Here is a 17,992-nt window from a genome sequence, read left to right as displayed (position 1 = left end):
TCCCGATCCGGCGCGGCCTTCAGGCCAGCGCGCTCCTGGCCTCGCCGCGGGTCTGGCGGGTGGTCTCGTGCGCTGCCTCGCGCGTGGTCTCGCGGGCCGCCTGTTCTTCGAACCATCCGATGACGGCGCGGATACCCTCCTCGAGCGTGATCCGGGGGCGCCAGCCGAGGCTGCGGAGCCTCGATATGTCGAGAAGCTTGCGGGGGGTGCCATCGGGTTTCGTCGGGTCGAAGACGAACTCGCCCTGCCAGCCCGAGAGCCGGGTGACGAGCTGGGCGAGGTCGCGGATCGCGATATCCTCGCCGACGCCGACATTCACATGCTCCGGCCCCGACCAGACCTTCATGAGATGGACGAGCGCGTCCGCGCAGTCGTCCACATGGAGGAACTCGCGCCGGGGCGTGCCCGAGCCCCAGACCTCCAACCGGTGCGCGCCCTGGACCCGCGCCTCGCGCGCCTTGCGGATCAGCGCCGGCAGCACATGGCTGGTTGCGAGATCGAAATCGTCGCCCGGGCCGTAGAGGTTGGTCGGCATCGCCGAGATGAAGTCGGCACCGTATTGCGCGCGGTAGGCCTGGCAGAGCTTGATCCCGGCGATCTTCGCGATCGCATAGGCGTCGTTGGTCGCCTCCAGCGGGCCGGTGAGCAGCGCGTCCTCGGCGATCGGCTGCGGCGCGAGCCGGGGATAGATGCAGCTCGATCCGAGGAAGAGCAGCTTCTCCACCCCGGCCTCATGGGCGGCGTGGATCAGGTTCGCCTCGATCATCAGGTTGTCGTAGAGAAAATCCGCCGGCGCCGTCGCATTCGCGAGGATGCCGCCGACCTTGGCCGCGGCGAGGAAGATGGCATGCGGCCGCGTCTCCCGAAGGAAGGCCTGGACCTCGGTCTGCCGCGTCAGATCGACGCCGGGCCGGGGCGCGGTCACGATCTCGCAGTCCTCCGAGCCGAGCCGGCGCACGAGCGCGGAGCCGACCATGCCGCGATGCCCGGCGACGAAGACGCGCTTGCCGGCGAGGTTGTAGCGGACCGGCATCGGCTCAGCCATTGCTGCGCCGGCGGGCGAGCCGGATCACCTCGGCGGGGGCGGCGTCGAATTCGCCGAGCTCGGCCGCGACCATTTCCGCGACCAGATCCTCGAAGCGGAGCTCATGGCGCCAGCCGAGCTTCTCGCGCGCCTTGTCCGGCGCACCGATCAGGAGATCGACCTCGGTCGGGCGGAAATAGCGCGGATCGACCTCGACGAGGCAGCGCCCGGCCGCGTCGTAGCCCTTTTCCTCCACGCCCTCGCCCGCCCATTCGAGCGCGATGCCGACTTCACGGAAGGCGAGGTTGACGAAATCGCGCACCCGGTAGCATTCGCCCGTAGCCAGCACGTAGTCGCCGGGGTGAACCTGTTGCAGCATCAGCCACATGCCGCGCACGTAGTCGCGCGCATGGCCCCAGTCGCGCTGGGCGTCGAGATTGCCGAGATAGAGCCGGTCCTGCTGGCCGTGCGCGATCGCCGCGACGGCGCGGGTGATCTTGCGGGTGACGAAGGTCTCGCCCCTGAGCGGGCTCTCGTGGTTGAAGAGGATGCCGTTCGAGGCGTGGATGCCATAGGCCTCGCGGTAGTTCACCGTCATCCAGTAGGCATAGAGCTTCGCCGCGGCATAGGGGCTGCGCGGGTAGAAGGGCGTGGTCTCGCGCTGCGGAACCTCCTGGACCTTGCCGTAAAGCTCCGAGGTCGAGGCCTGATAGAAGCGGGTCTTCTTCGTCAGCCCGAGGAGCCGGATCGCTTCGAGGAGCCGCAGCGTGCCGATCCCGTCGGCGTTGGCGGTGTATTCCGCCGTCTCGAAACTGACCTGGACGTGGCTCTGCGCGCCGAGATTGTAGATCTCGTCCGGCTGGGTCTCCTGCACGATGCGGATGAGATTGGTCGAATCCGTGAGATCGCCGAAATGCAGGATGAACCGCGGATCGCCCTCATGCGGGTCCTGGTAGAGATGCTCGACACGGGCGGTGTTGAAGGAGGAGGAGCGGCGCTTGACCCCGTGGACGATGTAGCCCCGGGAGAGCAGGAACTCCGAGAGATAGGCGCCGTCCTGGCCGGTCACGCCCGTGATCAAGGCGACCTTCGGTTCTGTTCCCAAGTCGATGTCTCCTTTGCTCGCGGGCTGGCCCCGGTGGGCGGATATGTGCGCGGATCGGTGCGCGCGGATCGGTTATCGGTGAGGATGGTTGACGAAATTCAAACGCCGAGGTCTTCGCCGTGCCGGTGAACCGCGGCGCGGAAGGTCCAGACCGGCGCGGCGCGGAGCCCGCGGGCGAGCAGGCCGAGGAAGGGGAGGAGCGTTCCGAAGTAGCGGCGTGCGAGCCGGGGCTGCTGGATCAAGCGGTAGATCCACTCGCCGCCCGCGACCTGCATCGCCTTCGGTGCGCGGCGCACCTCGCCGGTGCCGTAGTCGAAGGCGGCGCCGACACCGAGGAAGGTCGCCGGGACCTCGGCGATGGCCTTCGCCATCCATTTCTCCTGCTTCGGACAGCCGAGGCCGACGAAGACGATCCGGGGCGCGAAGTCGTTCAGCGCCCGGACGATCTCCGGGCTCGGCCCGTCGCCCTCCACGACCTTTCCGGGCGCGAGCATCAGCACGTCGCGCCGCCGTTCCGCCGGAAGCCGCTCGGCGAGGCGCGCGAGCGTCGCCTCGTCGCCGCCCACGAGCGCGATCCGGGCTCGGCCCTGCGACAGCACGGTCTCGAAGACATCCGAGCCGGTGATCCGGGACACGCGCGACCCGGAAAGAAGCGACAGGAGCCAGGCGAAGGGCTGTCCGTCGCAGATCGAGAAGGCGGCGCCCCGCATCGCATCGGCGAGCGCCGGGTCGCGTCCGGCGCTGACCAGCATGTGCACGTTGCAGACCGCGATCATCCGGCCCCGGACCGGCGCGGCGCCGATCCGGTCGATGAGTTCCGGCATCTCCCCGAGGAAGAAGCGCATCCCCGCCCGCGCGTTCCCGAGGCTCTCGTCGGTCTCGAGGACCGGGTCGTGCCGCCGCGCGGCTGGCCAGCGGCCGGACTCGATGATGGGGGAGGTCCAGTCGGTCATTGCCGTCTCCTCTGGGGGGATGGGTGGGGCCTGGGTGGCGCTTGGGGGGACGCGCCGAGGGGTCAGCGCGGGGCCAGGTCGAGCGTGACGTGGATCAGGTCGCCGGGCCTGAGGATGGGGTCCTCGCCGGCCGGGACCGCGCTCGCGGGACCGGTCCCGCGGCTCACCTCGATCTTCGCGGGACGCGCGCCGGGGGTTTCGGAGGCGTAGTCCGAGAGATAGGCGAGCGTCTTGTGCGCGGCCCCGAGCTCCGCCCGGATCGCGGTGAGGCTCACGATCTCGGCGCCGAGGGCTTCGATCGCCTCCTCGCGCGCGCGGAGCCCGCGCTGGGCGCGCTGGTTGCCGATGAATTCCTGCTCGCGCTCGATGCTGGCGAGCCGGGCCTGCGTCTCCCACTGGCTCGAGCGGGCGAAGAGCAGGCCGCGCCGCGAATCGGCGAGCCGGGCCTGGGTGACGGTACCGCCGCGGGCGGCCTCGCTCAGCCGGGCATATTCCTCCGCGTCGGCCTCCGCGCCATCCGCCTCGGCGGCGAGCTGGCGGGTCAGGGCCGTGTGTTCGGAGGCGGCGAGACCGGCGGCCGCGTCGAAATAGGCGAAATCGGCGCGGACGCGCTCACGGCGGACCGATCCGGTCAATCCTTCGAGGACGGCCGGTCCGGTCTTGCCCACGCCCTCTTCCGCCGTCCGGTCCGGGCCCGGGCCGGGCGTCGGCGCCTCGGCGATCTCCGCGCGCAGCCGGTCGATCTTCGCCTGCGACGCCAGGGCTCGGGCCCGGAGGTCTTCGAGCTGGCTTCTGAGCGCGATCATCCGGAGCGCCGGGTCCTCGGAATCCTCGACCGGCGAGGTCCCTCCCGCCAGTGCGATCACCTGTCGCACGGTCAGACCGGGCACGAAGTCATGCGCCCCGGGCCGCCGTACCGCGCCATCGACATAGACCGGCCGGTAGCCGCGCAGGCTGACGCTGACGAGGCTCGGATGGACATGCTCGGCGCTGCTGAGGCCGCGGTCGTTCGAGACCGGCAGGGCCGTCATCGCGATGCGCTGGCGGATCTCGTCGGAAATCTCGCTGAGCGCGCGGCCGGCGGCGGGCATCACGCCGGCGAGCGGCACGACGATCTCGCCGTCGATATTGACCGGCATGCTCTCGCGGATATTGGCGCGGCCTGCGACGCGGAGCTCCAGCACGTCGCCGGGCTGCAGGCGGTAGCTTTCGGCGCTGGCTGTCACCGGGAGAAGGACGAATGCGAGCAGGGCGAACGCGAGCGGAGCGGCGGCGCGGGCGCGGTTCCGTGCCATGGATCTGGCCCTGGGTCCGACCATGGATCTCTCCCTGCTGGACGCGTGATTGCGTCTCCGTCAGGGCTAGAGAAGGAAGGTTAACCCATCGTTTCGGGGCAGGAGCAGCGCATCGTCGAGGATCTCGACGCTGCCCTCATGGATCGCGCTGACCTTATGGCCGTTGTAGGTGACCTCGCCGATATAGAGATTGCGGTCCCTGCCGGCGCCTTCCCAGGCGTCGTTGACGAATTCGATGCGCGCGCTGACGGCGTCGTCGGGGCCGAGCGCGCCGCGCAGGACGATCTCCTGCCATTCCCCCGCCACGCGCGAGGCACTGACCGTGAAGGTCTGGGCGGGCCCGCCATTCACCGAGAGCCGGAATTCGGGGTCGCCCGCGTGGGAATCGCCCGCGACCCGGAAGATGAGCTCATCCGCCGCCTCCGACGTGTCGAAGGTCAGCGTGCCGTTGGTCACGAGATGGGCGACGTTGGACGCGGCGTGGCCCGTCGAGGTCGCGGTCGCCGCGTCATGGGTCTCGCCGTTCACGGTCAGGTCGCGGAGATAGAGGTTGCGATCCTTGCCCGGCCCCCCCCAGGCGTCGTTGGTGAAGGTGACGGAAACGCTGTCCGGGCGGCCGCCGAAATCGCCGGTGCCAAAATCGCTGGTACCAGAATCGCCGGTGCCGAAATCACCCGTGATGGTGATCTCCTCCCATTCGCCGCGCGCGTGGGAGGCCGAGGTGCCAAGGCCCCGGTAGACGACACCATCGACCGTGACGTCGAACCGGGGATCGCCGTCCCACGAATCGCCCGCGACCCGGAGCACGAGGGTATCCGGGGCGACGGTGAGCTTCGCGAGGCCGATGCTCCCGTCGCCGTGCGCGTCGATCGCGAAATACCGGAACGAATCGGTCCCGGAGAAACCGGCGGCGGGTGTGTAGGTAAAACTCCCGCTGGCGGACAGGCTGACAGTGCCGTTCGCGGGGCCCGCGAGAAGCAGCGCCTCGGTCCCGAGCGTGCCCGTCACCGCCGTGCCGATACGGGTCACGACGGCGAGGCTTTCGCCCAAGGAGACATCGTAATCCGCGAATCCGGCCGTGAGGAACCCGGCGTCCGCGAAGCTTGAGAGATCGGGCCGGTAGAGGAAGCGGCTCGCCGCGTCCATCTCCGACCCGGCGAGTTCCGCCGTTCCGCGCAGGTAGCGGTCCTCCCAGGTGAAGCGCAGGTCATCCGCCGCCTTCGCGACATAGGTATTGCCATCCCAGTTGACGCGCTCGACCGCGCCCGCGACACCGTTCATCCCCTCCCCGGTCATGACGATTGTGTTGCCGGTGACCGTGACGTCCCGCAGCGCATGCGCGCCATGGGCGCCGTCCGCGCGCGGGCTCTGCTCGAGCCCGATACCCTGGCCGATCGAGGAGACGACGAGATTGCCGGTGACCGAGATCCCGTCCGAGGAGGTCGCATAGATGTCGGAGCCCCAGTAGCCGGTCGTATAGCCGTTCCGGTTGTTGTCCCTGACGGTGTTGCCGGCGATGACCGCGTCGTAGGAGGCCTCGTAGAAGATCCCGAGATAGGCGTTGTCACGCACGAGATTGTTCTCGATCGCGACGTTCCGGTTGTCCCAGTCGAGCCACAATCCCATGCCGGCGTTGGCCGCGATCTCCGAATTGCGGATCGTCACATCTTCGGAGGTCAGGATCTTGATGCCGCCGGAATCCCAGGTCTGGCTGAACCCGGCGTAGTTGTTGCCGCTCGCGGTCACCGCGTCGATGACGAGGCCGGTCGTGTCATAGGCATGGATGCCGACCTGCCCGTTGCGGGAATAGACCCCGCCGAGGATCTTCGTTCCGTCGCCCGCCGAGACGCCGGCGCCGTGGTTGCCGGTTGCCTCGATGTCGATCAGGGTCCAGTTCGTCGTTCGGTGCGCCTCGATCGCGCCGTGCTGGGCCGGGCTCGCATACTGGGTGATCCGGAGGTTGATCAGCGTGACGCCGGTCGTGGCCTCGCCCGCGAAGGCCACTTGTCTCGCGGAGGCCTCCACCGCCTTTCCGGTCGGATCGGCCCCGGTGTAGACCCGCTCGCCATCGTAGTAGAACGTTCCCTCCGTCACCTCCGGGAGGCTCGCCACGCGCACGAGAGGCACGCCGTCGATGAAGAGGTCCTCGGTCAGCGCCGCCACGCCGTCGCGACCGTCGCCATGCGACCAACCGGCGGCGGGAAAGCCCGCGGCCGACCAGAGATCACCCTCCCGGCTCCAGCCGGTGATGGCGACCGCGCCGCTCATGACGGCGCCATCCTCGCCGATGAAGGTCTGGTTGTTCTTCGGCGTGATCGTCAGATCGCGGTAGAGACCGGCGGTCAGGACGAAGACCTGACCCTCCGGGCTCGCATCGACGATCGACTGGATGTCGTCGCCGGGACGCAAGAATACCGCCGTGCCGGAGACATCCGGCAACAGATCGTAAACCATTGAACCCACCCCACCGGACGCGCGCCGAAGCCGCGTCATGGGGCAAGATCTATCACTTGTTGCCGATTTGTTCGAGCGCGACCGTTCAGGCTCGTTTCCGCTTCCTTGCGATCCCGGAGCGAAGTTTATCGGCTTTTTAACGGATTTCCCGCTGATCTGGCCCGGCCCGAGAAGGAAATCCCGTTGTGAAACAACGCCACCGATATCGCGAGTTTCGTCAAATCCCACCTGTTTCCCGCCTGCGGGACGCGGCTCCGCGCAGGGTTGCGAGGCGGAGAAAATGAACGCGGCGAGGGCGAGAAACAGTGGAATTGCCCGGGTGAACATCGCGAATCGCCTCTCCGCGCCACGCTCCGGGCCGGGTGAGGACGCGGGTGCGGGCGCGGGGCAAGGCTGACCGGATGTTGGTTTCCAGAAGATTGCGCGCATGGCTTTACCGCCGCCTCGCGGTCGGCGCCCGCGTGGAACTGGGCCCCCGGGTGCATGTCGGACCCGGATCGCGTCTCTGGGCCCCGCGGCGGCTTTCGGTCGGCGAGGATACCTACATCGGTCGCTGGTGCACCATCGAGACCGACGGGACGATCGGCCGGGGCGTGCTGATCGCCAACGCGGTCGGCATCGTCGGGCGGCTCGACCACGATTTCCGGACGCTGGGCGTCTCCGTCCGGCGCGCGCCCTGGGTCGGCGATCCCGGCAACGGCCATCAGGCGGGCGGTGTCGAGATCGGCGACGACGTCTGGCTCGGCTATGGCGCGATCGTGCTCTCGGGCGTGCGGATCGGCCGGGGCGCCATCATCGCCGCCGGCGCGGTCGTCACCTCGGATGTCGCGCCCTACGAGATCCGGGGCGGCAATCCCGCGCGCCGCCTCGGCACGCGCTTCTCGCCGGAGGAGATCGTGAGCCACGAGGCGGCGCTGGCCCGGCGGGGATGGACGTGACGCCCGCCCTGCCGGGGCGGATCTACCGGCCTGTTCTCTACCTGATGTTCGCCACGCTCGCGGGCGACATCATCCTGACAGCGGGCTTCATGCTTCTGCGCGTGCCACCGGGGGGGGCGGGCGTTCCGGTGAACCAGATCGCGCTAGCGATCGGCCTCGCCGCGCTGGTGCTGAGCGGGCGGAGCCTCGGCGATGTCACCGGCACGGCGGCCTTCGCGCCGCTCTACGGGCTCTGGGTGCTGGCGGCCGGACATCTGATCCTCGATGTGCCGCGCCACGGCGTCTGGGCGATCCGCGACGCGGCCAACATCCTCGAAAGCGGCTTCTTCGTCGTCGGTTTCGCGCTGGCAAGCGATGAGCGGTTTCGCTCCGCGTTGACCCGCTGGCTCGATCTGGTCTTCGTCTGCGTCGCCTTCTATGCGCTGCTTTATCCGTTTCAGGGGCAACTCGCGCGGTTCTCGCCGACGATATCCTCGATGTCGGGCTACGAGGCGCCGCTCTTCTTCAATTTCGTCAACACCTCCTCCGTCGCGCTGACTGCCGTCTGTCACATCCTGCTGCGCAAGAGCTGGCCGCCTCTTGTCCGGGCCACGCTCGCCGGGCTGCTCGTGATGTGGCTCATCGTCTTCGTGCAGGCGCGGATCACCTATCTGCAATTGGTCCTCCTCGTCGCCCTGCTCGCGCTCTTCGCCCGCCGGGAGCTTCGCGAATTCGCCGTGGTTACGCTGCTCGCCGCGGTCTTCGCGGGGCTCTTCCTCCTCAGCGGCATCCGGCTGCCGGGGCGGCTCGGACAGACCTTCTCGCTCGATTTCCTGATGAGCCACGTCCAGGCGATCTGGGGCGGAGGCGGCGAGGCGACGCGCGACGCGGCGGAGGGGGTCGGGCTCAGGATGCGCTGGTGGGCGGAGATCCAGGGCAACCTGTCGCGAAGTCCGTTCGACTGGTTCCTCGGTCTCGGATACGGGCAGCCGCTGACGTCGTTCCGGGGTCTGAGCGACGACGTGGTGCGCGAGCCGCACAATTCCTATGTCTCGATCTACGGCAGGCTCGGCGTCGTCGGGATCACGCTCTTTCTCGCCTTTCTCGCGACCATCGCCACCGCCTCGGCCCGGCTTATCGATCTCGCGCGGCGGTCCGGGAACCGCGAGCTCGACGCCGCGGCGCTCACGATGACCTGCTTTCTCGGCGTCCATGTCATCTACGCCGTCGGCGAGGGTGGGATGGAGGTGAGTTTCATCGCCGCGCCGTTCTATTTTTTCGCAGGAGCGATCGCAGCCATGGCGCGGCGTGGAGTGGAAATCGACTGAACCCGGGATACGAGAACGCCGCGCCGAAGATCGGCGCGGCGGTGGAGTTTCCGGGCTTTCGGCCCGTCAGAGCTTTTCGATGACGATGTTGTCCCAGTCGCAATACGCCGTCGTCGCCGGGCTGTCGCAGGCAAGCGAGAGATACATCGCCAAGGCCTCGGCGGTGAACACATGCTCGTACCCGCCGCTCACCGAGACCGGCAGCCGCACGTCCTCGCCGTTCGGCGCCCAGCCGATCCTGAGCACGCCGTTGTGGCCGGTCTTCACGAAGTCATAGGCGACGCGGTAGCGCGCGCCCGGCTCGCAGGGGATCGCGGCGGCGCGGTGCGAGATCGTCCAGGCCGCGCCGTTGTTGGCGCAGCGGAGCCGTCCCTCGACTAGCGAGATCGCATTGCCCGCGCCGGCGCTCCAGCCCGCGAGACCGTCGAAGGTCTCGCTGACCAGCGCCTGCCGGCCGCGGATCACCGCCGTCGCCGAGCTTGCGACGGTCGCGCCCGCCGCGTTCGTCGCCGTGACCTCGAGCGAGAGGATCTGGCCCTCGTGCGAGTCCTCCGGCGTGAATGTCGCCACATCTCCCGCGACCACCGACCCGTTCACCAGCCAGCGATGGCTGAGCGCCGCGTCGGGATAGGCGTCCCAGGCGCCGGTGTTCGCAGTGAGCGTGGCGCCGACGGCGGCCGAGGGCGTCACGGTCGGAGCCAAGACGTTTTCCGGCGCGTAATAGATCACCTGCTGATCGTAGGCCTCATAGACCGCCGGCGCTGCGATGGACCAAGTCAGCGCGGGATTGTTGATCGCCTCGAACTGCAGCGCCAGACCGGCCGCGCCGGGTTCGGCGGCGAGGAACATGCCGCGCGCGACCCGCGCATAGGCCGCGTCGGCGGCGGCGTAGATCGCGCCGCCGCCCGCGCTCTCGCGCAGCCGGACGGAGAGGCCGGCGCCACCGCCCGTCGAGAGCGCCGGCAGGTCCCAGAGCGCGAAGAAACGGCGCCCGGCGGCGCCTTCGGTCAGGAGTTGCTGCGCGAAGCCCTTGAAACCCGCGGGCCCGGAAACCCCGACGGTGCCACCGGATGCCCTGAGCGTGGTTTCGGTCGAGGCGCTCCACCCATTGGTCATGTCGGAGGCGAAATCCGGGTTGGCGAGCAGATTGGCCCGGGGTTCGGTCAGCGCGCGATGCGCGAGGATCTCGCGCAGGATCATCCGCGCCTGCATCTCGCAGCCGGCCGCGTTCAGGTGCAGCGCGTCATTGGCCGAGACGACGAGACTGGCGGAGGGCAGATCGTTCGACGCGCGCGCGACATCCTCGGCCCAGTCGGCGTTGTGCTCGTAGACGGCTTCCGACCGGTGATCGGCGAAGAAGACCGCCTCGCCATCCGCCCGCGCCGCGAGCCCGGCGTTGACCGCGGCCCATTTCGCATGGCCGGCCGATCCGGGGTTCTCGGAGCCGTTGTTGTAGTTGTGAACCGAGCCGAGGATCACGATCTCGCCCGGCTGCCGGTCGGCGAGCATCGCATCGACATTGGCGAGGATCTGGGCCGCCGAGCGCCCGGCGTCGTTGCGGCCCGTGCAGATGTAGTTGTACTGCCGGTGCATCGCGCGCCCGAGCCAGGCTGTGAGCGCCGCCTCGGAGGAGGCGCCGGAGACGGCGTGATTGACCGTGCGATAGCCGGTCCCGGTCGCCAGCAGATAGCGTCGCAGTGTCGGTTGCAGCGCGTTATAGGCGCTGACATCGCCGCCGCCGGAGGAACCTTCGGCGAAACTGTCGCCGTAGAAGGCGACGACGCCCGCCGAGACGGGCCGGGCGGGCGTGGTGGCGGGCAGCGGCAGGCGCTCGATCGTGATGCCGATATTGATCATCGCGGGTCCTCGGGGCTGAAGGGCGGAAGAAACGGCCCTTGGAGGACGGCGCTGGCGCGAGACAAGTGGGGAGAGGCCTGGCGCAAGGGGGCCATCCTGTGCTGACGGGCGGTTTTTCTCGGGAGATGCTGCGCGATCCGGGACAACGGACGGCGCGGGCCGCGCGGGGCGGCCGGTCCGGGACTGATAGACCGTCGAGGTTAACGCGCCGTAAACCGCCTCACTCGCAGCCGGCCTCGTCCGCGCGCTTCCACCAGCCGAGCGCGGCCGCGGCGTAGCGGTCGCCGCGCTTCTCGGCGGAGCGCAGGGCGTGGGAGATCCGCGCCGGTTCGGTTCGCTCCGCCGCGGAGAGGCCAAGCGGGCGTACGACTTCCTCCGCGAGCACATCACCGCGCGCGCGGTAGAGCGCGCAGACCCATAGCGGGTCCGAGCGAAGCTCATTGAGGGTCAGGGCGCTCGCGGGGACCGCGGAGCAGAGCAGCACAGCAAAGGCGATCGGGCGTATCATCCGGAAGGCCTCCTCTCGTCACACCACACCCCGGTTCTCTCACCGGCCCATTGACGCGGCCTTAAGCCAAGTCGGGCGTGAACGCCAATATCATCACGAGAACGTGAGCCGCTTTCGTTTGGGGGCGGCGGATCACCGCCGATCGGTTATCCTTGCCGCCGCGGCGCGGTGATCGTCGTTGCGGCGCGGCAAGCCGCCGCGAAATGTTCTGGTAGCGGGCGGGAAGCACCGGACGGGGTCGCCTCGCGCTCAATTCGTGTTGGAAATCGGCGCCGGAGACGCGCACCGGGGGTAGCGCAGTTGAATTTCATGGTCAGCCACGAAGGCTCGGACTTCGAACTGGAACTCCGTCTGGCGGGACGCCTGCGGCTCCTCAGGAGTGACGGCGCGGACATCACGCCGACCGGGCGCAAGGCGCAGGGGCTGCTCGCGCTGCTGGGCGCCGCGCCCGATTACCGGCGGAGCCGCGTCTGGCTTCAGGACAAGCTCTGGAGCACGCAGCCGGGGGATCTCGGCGCCGGCAGCCTGCGGCAGGAACTGGCGCGGCTCCGCCGCATCCTCGGCGACAGCCGCGACTGCATCCTCGCCGACCACGGCGGGCTCGGGCTCGACCCGGATCGGGTGCGCGTGCGACTGGACCCCGAACCGGGCGAATGGGAGTTGACGGGAGAGCCTCCGGAATTCGTCGAAGGGCTCGATATCGCCGATCCCGAGTTCGAGGACTGGGTGCGGGACCAGCGTCTCGCCTTCTCCGAACGCTACGAGGCGCTGGAGCCGCCGGCGCCGAAAGCCGAGGTCCGGACGCGGCCCGAGCCCCCGGCGCGGGAAGAGAAGGGGCTCGAGCCGCCGTCGATCGCGGTTCTGCCGATCGCGGTGCTCGGCGATCACGAGGACGGCGCGATCCTCGCGACCTGTCTCGCCGTCGACATCATCGGCCACCTGACCCGCTTCCGCCGCGTCGATGTGATCGCCTATGCCACCACGACGAATTTCGCGGGCGCCGGTCTCAGCGCCGCCGAGATCGGCGCTCGCCTCGGTGCGCGCTACATCACCCAGGGCACGCTCTGGCACATGGGCGCCAAGATGCGGCTCAAGTTCGATCTGATCGAGGCCGAGACCGACCGCGTCGTCTGGAGCGAGAACGTCGTCAACGACTGCCAGGACCTGTTCGAGATCGAGGCGGAGATCGCGACCGCCGTCGCCGCCGGGCTGATGGTGGAGATCGACCAGATCGAACGCGCGCGCATCCGCGCCCGCGACCCCGAATCACTCGCGGCCTACGAGCTTTGCATCCGGGGGATCGACGAGATCCTGCGCGTGGACCCCGACGGCTGCCTGAGGGCGATCTCCTATTTCAACCGCGCGGTGGAGCGGGAGACCGGCTATGCCCGGGCGCTCTCGGGGATTTCCCGCGCGCACGGCTTCCAGTGGAAATACCGTTGGGCGCAGGACCGGATGGCCGCGCTCGATCGGGCGGAGGAATTCGCCCTCAACGCGGTCGATTGCGACATCAACGATGCGAGCGCCAACGCGGGGCTCGGCTGGGTCGCGCTCTATCGGCGCGAGCACGATCGCTCGCTGGCCGCGTACCGCCGCGCGATGCAGTTGAACCCGAGCGACGCCGACATCCTCGCCGAATATGCCGACGCGCTGAAGCACAGCGGATCGGCGCTTGAGTCGGTGCCGCTGTTCGAGCGGGCGATCAGGCTCAACCCTTACGCTTCGGACCACTATCTCAAGGATCTCGCCCACGCCTATTTCATCGGCGAGGACTATGAGACCGCGATCAGTACGGTGCAGCGCATGCGCAGGCCGCGCCTGTCGAGCCGGGTTCTGGCGGCGAGCTACGCGCTGGCGGGGAGCCTGGACAAGGCGAAACGCACGGCCATGGAACTCCGGCAGGTCTTCCCGGATTTCACGGCGGATACCTGGGTGGCTTCGGTGCCGGATCGCCGACCAGAGGACAGCGAGCGTTTGCTGGAAGGATTGAAGCGCGCGGGTCTCTAGCCGCCGCGCGCTTCGCGGCGCTCACTCGTCGTCGGAGCGGAAGAGGCGCGAACGCGGTCGCCGTGCCGCGCCGAGCGAGGTCGGCGTGCCCACATCGGCCCCGCCTCGCACGTAGTCCTGCAGGCTTTCCTTGCCAACCTCTTGCTGGATCAGCACCCGGCCGAAGGTTCCCGAGGTCGGATCAAGGCGGAGGGTGATGTCGTCCCGCTCGTACTGCCAGATCTTGAAATCCTGTGCGAAATTCGCCGCGGTGATCGCCAGTCCGATCCCCGCCAGCGTCTTGTCTTCTATCTTGTCGCCATCACCGTGCACGAGAAAGATCGCGGGCTTCGCCAGGGTGATCAGATTACCCTCGAAGGCGAAGCTGTAGATCCGGGCGAATTTAGCCTCGGCCTGCTTCAGCGCGCCGGCAAGCTGGCCATCCGGCTTCGCCGGTGTCTTCTTGCCGTCGAGGGTGATGTCCTTCATGACCCGGCCGAACAGCCAGATCGTCGACCCTGCCAGTAACGTTTCATCCATGTCTCAAATCTCCTTTCCATTATGGGAATTTCTTCGCGGCGGTGGGAAACTCGCTCAATCGGGCATGACGGTCCTCACGGAATGCACGTGGCTCGATTCGTCGGGCGGGCGGAGCCGCGGGCCAGGGCGGACGAGGCCGATCCCGCGCTTGCCGAGGCAGCCGCGCACGATCGGGTAGAGCTCGCCCTCGAAGTCGCGCCAGTCCACCTCGCGCAAGAGCTCCGGCAACTGCGCGAAGCTGAAGTCGCGCGGGTCGGCGAGATCCCAGACGCCGACCAGCATCAGCGCGGCGACGTCGCGCGCCTCGGCCAGCGCGTCGTGGAAGGCTTCGGGCCGGCGCGCGTGCCAGTGGGCGAAGTGCCGGGAAACTTCCGGCCGCAGCGGCGGCTCTGCCTCGGCCTGCTCCGCAAGTCGCGCCAACCCGCGCGGGATGACGCCCTCGCGCACAAGGATCGCCTTGTAGATCTGGACGAAGGCGTCGAAAAGCGCGGCGATGAGCGGCAGCGCGAGGTCGTGCTCGCTGTCCCAGCCGTCACGGAAATCCCACATCGTGCGCGTGTTGTTCGCGAGCCGGATCTGCCGGTTCGGGCTCAACTCGCCGAACCGGGTCAGCTGGTTGAAGCCTTCGAGATAGCCGCCCGTCGTCCCGAGCAGCCCGGCGACCGCCTGTTCGAAATGCAGCGATGCGACCAGCGCGGCCCAGTCGGCGGAGGCCTCGTGGAAGGCGCCGTATTCCGCCGTCCTGCGGCTGAACGGAACCTGCCCGGCGAAGCTCATCATGATCGCATGGCCGATCTCATGCGCGACGACATCGAAATCGAGCGCGTAATCGGCCAAGGTGCCATCTTCGAGCTGGTAATCCCCCGCTTCGAGATAGCCGTAGCCGATATGCGCATTGTCCCAGCCGCGCAGCGCCAGCACTTCGAGCTTCGGGAAATGCCGTTCGAAATGCCAGGGGATGCGCTCGTCGAGATAGCCTTCCCAGATGTCGAGTGCCATGCGCGCGCAGCCGTAGAGATGCACCTGCCGGAATCCCGCCTCGCCGGGGCGCAGATGATCGAAATGCCCGTCCGGCCCCGGCGCGACCGCGATGCCGGCCTTGCCGCGATAGGGTGGGAAGAGGTCGCGCCATTGCGAACCGACCTCGCCATACGGGCGCTTGTCCGGCGCCTCGGTCACGTACATCCGGTCGTCTTCCGGCCCCGTTCCGACCATGCCGCGGCGCGGGAACAGCTCCACCGTCTCCAGCCGCGCCTCGCCCGCGCCCGGCGATTGCGGGAAGAGCCGCACCCGTGTCCGTTCCGGCCGGACCCTCGCGTAGCTCATGCGGTTCTCTCCCTTCGCGCGGCGGTGGCGAATGTTTCCTCGGCCCGGAGCAGGCGGTGGAGCGCGCGCCGGTCCGCGAGGCCGAGCGATCGGGCGAGCGCGTCGAGGTCGTCGGTCTCGAGCGAGAGCCGCCGCCGGGCGCAGAGATCTCCGAGCAACGCCCGAAGTTCCGCCTCGTCGTAGCGCGGCTGTGGGCCGTGGGCTGTCGCCGCGCGTTTCGCCTCGGCCCGCGCGGCCAGCGCCTCGAATTTCCCGTCGATCCGAGCCTCGTCCAGAATCGCAGGCGCGAGCCGGGGTACCGCCGCTTCCAGCGCGGTCTGGAGCGTTTCCTCGTCATCGAGCGCCTGTGCCAGCGCCGCCGGCTCCGCCTCCACCTCCGCGAGCCAGGCGCGGAACGCTCCGGCCGTCGGCAGGTCGAGCCGCAGGCGAAGGTCCTCGATCAGCTCGCCACTCGCGCTCGCCGCTGACGCATCGCTCCCCCGGGCCGCGCGGCGGGCGAAGGCGCGGATGAGCGCGCGTTCGAAGCGCGCCGGGTCGAGCCGCATCTCGTCGAGCACCGCTTCCTCGATCGGGGAGAGCGCGCCGCCGCCGTCGCGCTCGAACCATTCCACGGCCCGGCGCCATGCCCGTGTCTCGGCGAAACGGAAGCCGGGGAGCGCTGGCGGGGCCTCGTCGAGCGCGGCGGCCACCGCGTCGATCAGCGCGAGCGCGTCCTCGCGCTTCAGATCGACCTCGCCCCCGGGAAGCCAGCGTTCCATCCGGTCCGCCGCCTCCGCCGTCCAGCTTGCCCGCGGGTCGGAGAGCAGGCGCGGCCAGGTCAGGTCCTTGAAGAAGATGCCTCGCGCGTGTCCAAGCATCTCCGCCGCTTCCGCCGCGACGAGGACACCCTCCGCCTCGGCGCGTTCGATCGTGGCGCGGATGTTGACGAGCGGGGTGCTCAGCGCGGGGTAGGACATTTCCGCCGGACCGAAGATCAGCGCGAGTTCCGCGTCGTCCTCAAGCCGCCCGTCCCGAAAGCGCGCGTGGATCTCGCCGATCCCCTCCATGCCGAAGGGCGCGCATTCGACCGCGCGCAGCGCGCCGAGGCTCGCAGCGCCGAGAACCCGGACGCCCTGCGACAGCGCGAAGAGGATCTCCTTGTGCCAGACCGTCGCGCGATCCTCGAAGGCGCCGTCGATGAGCCCGATCACCTCGGCGCCGTCGCGCGCCGCCGCGTAGAGGTCTCCGGCGACGGCGGGAGGCTTGAGAGTGATACCCGGAACCGGCGCGGGCGGCGTGCCGAGGCTCGGCCCGACGAAGACGACCGCCCTCATGCCATCACCTCCGCCGCCCGCGCGGCGCGGCGGCCGGGCCGGACCTCGGCCGGTCCCGCCGCCTCCAGCCAGGGGACGATCACCCGGACCACGCTGATCCCCGGTTCGTGCGACAGATCGACCGCGAAGACCGCCTCCGTCACCCCGGCCGTCGCGGCGATCACGCGCGCGAGATCCGCGCGGATGCAGTCGCCGGCGAGGTTGGGCAAGGTGGCCCAGTCGCGGCCGGCGCCACCGGTGTCGCGGACCGCCCAGCGGAAGCGCAGCCCGGTCTCGCCCGCGAAGATCGCCGGTCCGAGATCGTCGCGGGTGCCGGCGATGGCGATCAGCCGGGTCTGCGCCGCCTCGGTGATCGCCCGGGCCGCTGCGACCTCTGGGTCGGGATGCGAGCCGGACCCGAAGCCCGAGGGCGTCTCGGGCGCGTGCGTGTCGATGAGCGCGGCGAGCACGACGGGCACGCCGATGTCACTCGTCGCGTCCCAGAGCGCGAGCCGGAAGCCTTGGGCTTCGGCGCGTTCGATCAGCCCGCGGACCGACGGCCCGGCGACGCTCTCGACCGTGAGCCGCCGCCGGGCGCGATGCTCCGCCGGCAGAAGGTCGAACAGCGCGCAGGAATCGCGTTCGATCACCTCGCAGAGCCCGTGAAGCGCCGCCTCCACCGGATGCGTGCCCGAGGCAAGCCCGTTGGTCGAGCCGTGGAAGCCGTGGGTGGGCACCGCGTCGAGCCAGTCGCAATGCACGAGATCGAACGGCACCAGGGCCGTGCCACCCGAGATGAGGTCGCGCGCGCGCGCCCAGAGGATCGGACCGGGATCGGCCGCGCTGTCCGGCCGCCGCGGCAGCCCGTCGAGCCAGGCCGGGCAATCCGCCGCGCCGACGTCCTCCGGAAAGCCGAAGCGGAGCGCGAGATCGGGCCGCTCGGCATGCCAGGTCTCAATGGCCTCCATCAGCGCCGAGACCTTGGCCGAGGTGGCGCAGAGACCCTTGCCGTTCGCGACCGAGACACAGCGCGCGTTCGGCCGCGTCGCCATCATCACTTCCATGCCGAGCCGGTCGAGCCCGGTCAGGCGGCCGAGCCGGGTCACGCCGAACTCACCCATGCGCGGAAGCAGACGCGCCAGCGTCACCGCGAGCGCCTCGGCGCGATGCGTCCCCTCGGCATGGCGCTTCGGAAGCGGGATCATCCGATGGGGCAGGATGTCCTCGAACATGTCCGCCATGAATGGCCCCGGCGACTGCCCCAGCGACTGCCCCGGAGATTGCTCAATGTATCGCGCCCGCGACGGCGCGGTCGTGTCCGCTCCCGCGTGGTCCGGCTGCCCCCCCGCCTCGACCATTGCGATGGTCATTCAGAACCTGCCTTTTCGCGGTCCGCCTGTTCGCAGG

The 17,992-nt window shown here is 69.3% G+C and carries 14 protein-coding genes; 3 read left to right on the top strand and 11 right to left on the bottom strand.

Going from position 1 to position 17,992, the window contains the following annotated elements:
• Nucleotides 1-19 precede the first annotated feature (19 nt).
• From fcl to ACLJK8_RS13020, 5 genes are all read right to left on the bottom strand, one after another.
• Nucleotides 20-1,045, bottom strand: coding sequence for a GDP-L-fucose synthase (gene fcl / locus ACLJK8_RS13040; protein ID WP_413150714.1), 1,026 nt, complete (start codon nucleotides 1,043-1,045; stop codon nucleotides 20-22).
• A complete protein-coding gene (gene gmd / locus ACLJK8_RS13035; RefSeq protein WP_413150713.1) occupies nucleotides 1,038-2,129 on the bottom strand; it encodes a GDP-mannose 4,6-dehydratase in 1,092 nt (363 codons plus the stop codon). The genes fcl and gmd overlap by 8 nt, the downstream gene beginning before the upstream one ends.
• A 98-nt stretch (nucleotides 2,130-2,227) precedes the next feature.
• Nucleotides 2,228-3,082, bottom strand: coding sequence for a WecB/TagA/CpsF family glycosyltransferase (locus ACLJK8_RS13030; protein ID WP_413150712.1), 855 nt, complete (start codon nucleotides 3,080-3,082; stop codon nucleotides 2,228-2,230).
• 62 nt (nucleotides 3,083-3,144) lie between these two features.
• A complete protein-coding gene (locus tag ACLJK8_RS13025; protein WP_413150711.1) occupies nucleotides 3,145-4,401 on the bottom strand; it encodes a polysaccharide biosynthesis/export family protein in 1,257 nt (418 codons plus the stop codon).
• 42 nt (nucleotides 4,402-4,443) lie between these two features.
• Nucleotides 4,444-6,831 (bottom strand): carbohydrate-binding domain-containing protein, encoded by a 2,388-nt coding sequence (locus tag ACLJK8_RS13020; protein WP_413150710.1) that lies wholly within the window; start codon nucleotides 6,829-6,831, stop codon nucleotides 4,444-4,446.
• Nucleotides 6,832-7,232: 401 nt separating this feature from the next.
• On the opposite strand from ACLJK8_RS13020, the gene ACLJK8_RS13015 reads away from it, so the two are divergent.
• The gene (locus ACLJK8_RS13015) at nucleotides 7,233-7,769 is read left to right on the top strand and encodes a DapH/DapD/GlmU-related protein (protein WP_413150709.1); all 537 of its coding nucleotides are present in this window, start codon (nucleotides 7,233-7,235) and stop codon (nucleotides 7,767-7,769) included.
• A complete protein-coding gene (locus tag ACLJK8_RS13010; protein ID WP_413150708.1) occupies nucleotides 7,766-9,076 on the top strand; it encodes an O-antigen ligase family protein in 1,311 nt (436 codons plus the stop codon). Before ACLJK8_RS13015 ends, ACLJK8_RS13010 begins: the two co-directional genes overlap by 4 nt.
• A 66-nt stretch (nucleotides 9,077-9,142) precedes the next feature.
• Here ACLJK8_RS13010 and ACLJK8_RS13005 read toward each other — a convergent pair whose 3' ends face one another.
• Nucleotides 9,143-10,933: an SGNH/GDSL hydrolase family protein gene (locus ACLJK8_RS13005; RefSeq protein WP_413150707.1), complete on the bottom strand. Its 1,791-nt coding sequence runs from the start codon at nucleotides 10,931-10,933 to the stop codon at nucleotides 9,143-9,145.
• A gap of 220 nt (nucleotides 10,934-11,153) precedes the next feature.
• Nucleotides 11,154-11,441: a hypothetical protein gene (locus ACLJK8_RS13000; RefSeq protein WP_413150706.1), complete on the bottom strand. Its 288-nt coding sequence runs from the start codon at nucleotides 11,439-11,441 to the stop codon at nucleotides 11,154-11,156.
• A 309-nt stretch (nucleotides 11,442-11,750) separates the two neighbouring features.
• Here ACLJK8_RS13000 and ACLJK8_RS12995 point away from each other — a divergent pair, with 309 nt between their 5' ends.
• The gene (locus ACLJK8_RS12995; RefSeq protein ID WP_413150705.1) at nucleotides 11,751-13,448 is read left to right on the top strand and encodes a hypothetical protein; all 1,698 of its coding nucleotides are present in this window, start codon (nucleotides 11,751-11,753) and stop codon (nucleotides 13,446-13,448) included.
• Nucleotides 13,449-13,469: 21 nt separating this feature from the next.
• Here ACLJK8_RS12995 and ACLJK8_RS12990 read toward each other — a convergent pair whose 3' ends face one another.
• From ACLJK8_RS12990 to ACLJK8_RS12975, 4 genes are read right to left on the bottom strand one after another with little or no spacing between them, the layout of a single operon-like run.
• Complete coding sequence (locus tag ACLJK8_RS12990; protein ID WP_413150704.1) at nucleotides 13,470-13,967, bottom strand: hypothetical protein; 498 nt, start codon at nucleotides 13,965-13,967, stop codon at nucleotides 13,470-13,472.
• Nucleotides 13,968-14,021: 54 nt separating this feature from the next.
• A complete protein-coding gene (locus tag ACLJK8_RS12985) occupies nucleotides 14,022-15,293 on the bottom strand; it encodes a hypothetical protein (RefSeq protein ID WP_413150703.1) in 1,272 nt (423 codons plus the stop codon).
• On the bottom strand, nucleotides 15,290-16,606 hold the full coding sequence (locus ACLJK8_RS12980; protein WP_413150702.1) for a TfuA-like protein: 1,317 nt from the start codon (nucleotides 16,604-16,606) through the stop codon (nucleotides 15,290-15,292). Before ACLJK8_RS12980 ends, ACLJK8_RS12985 begins: the two co-directional genes overlap by 4 nt.
• On the bottom strand, nucleotides 16,603-17,955 hold the full coding sequence (locus tag ACLJK8_RS12975; protein WP_413150701.1) for a YcaO-like family protein: 1,353 nt from the start codon (nucleotides 17,953-17,955) through the stop codon (nucleotides 16,603-16,605). Before ACLJK8_RS12975 ends, ACLJK8_RS12980 begins: the two co-directional genes overlap by 4 nt.
• Between the last annotated feature and the right edge of the window lie 37 nt (nucleotides 17,956-17,992).

It is taken from the genome of Amaricoccus sp. W119 (assembly GCF_047275745.1).
GTDB lineage: Bacteria > Pseudomonadota > Alphaproteobacteria > Rhodobacterales > Rhodobacteraceae > Amaricoccus.
The sequence above is the reverse complement of the archived record's forward strand: the minus strand, read 5'-3'. Positions and strand labels throughout refer to the sequence as shown.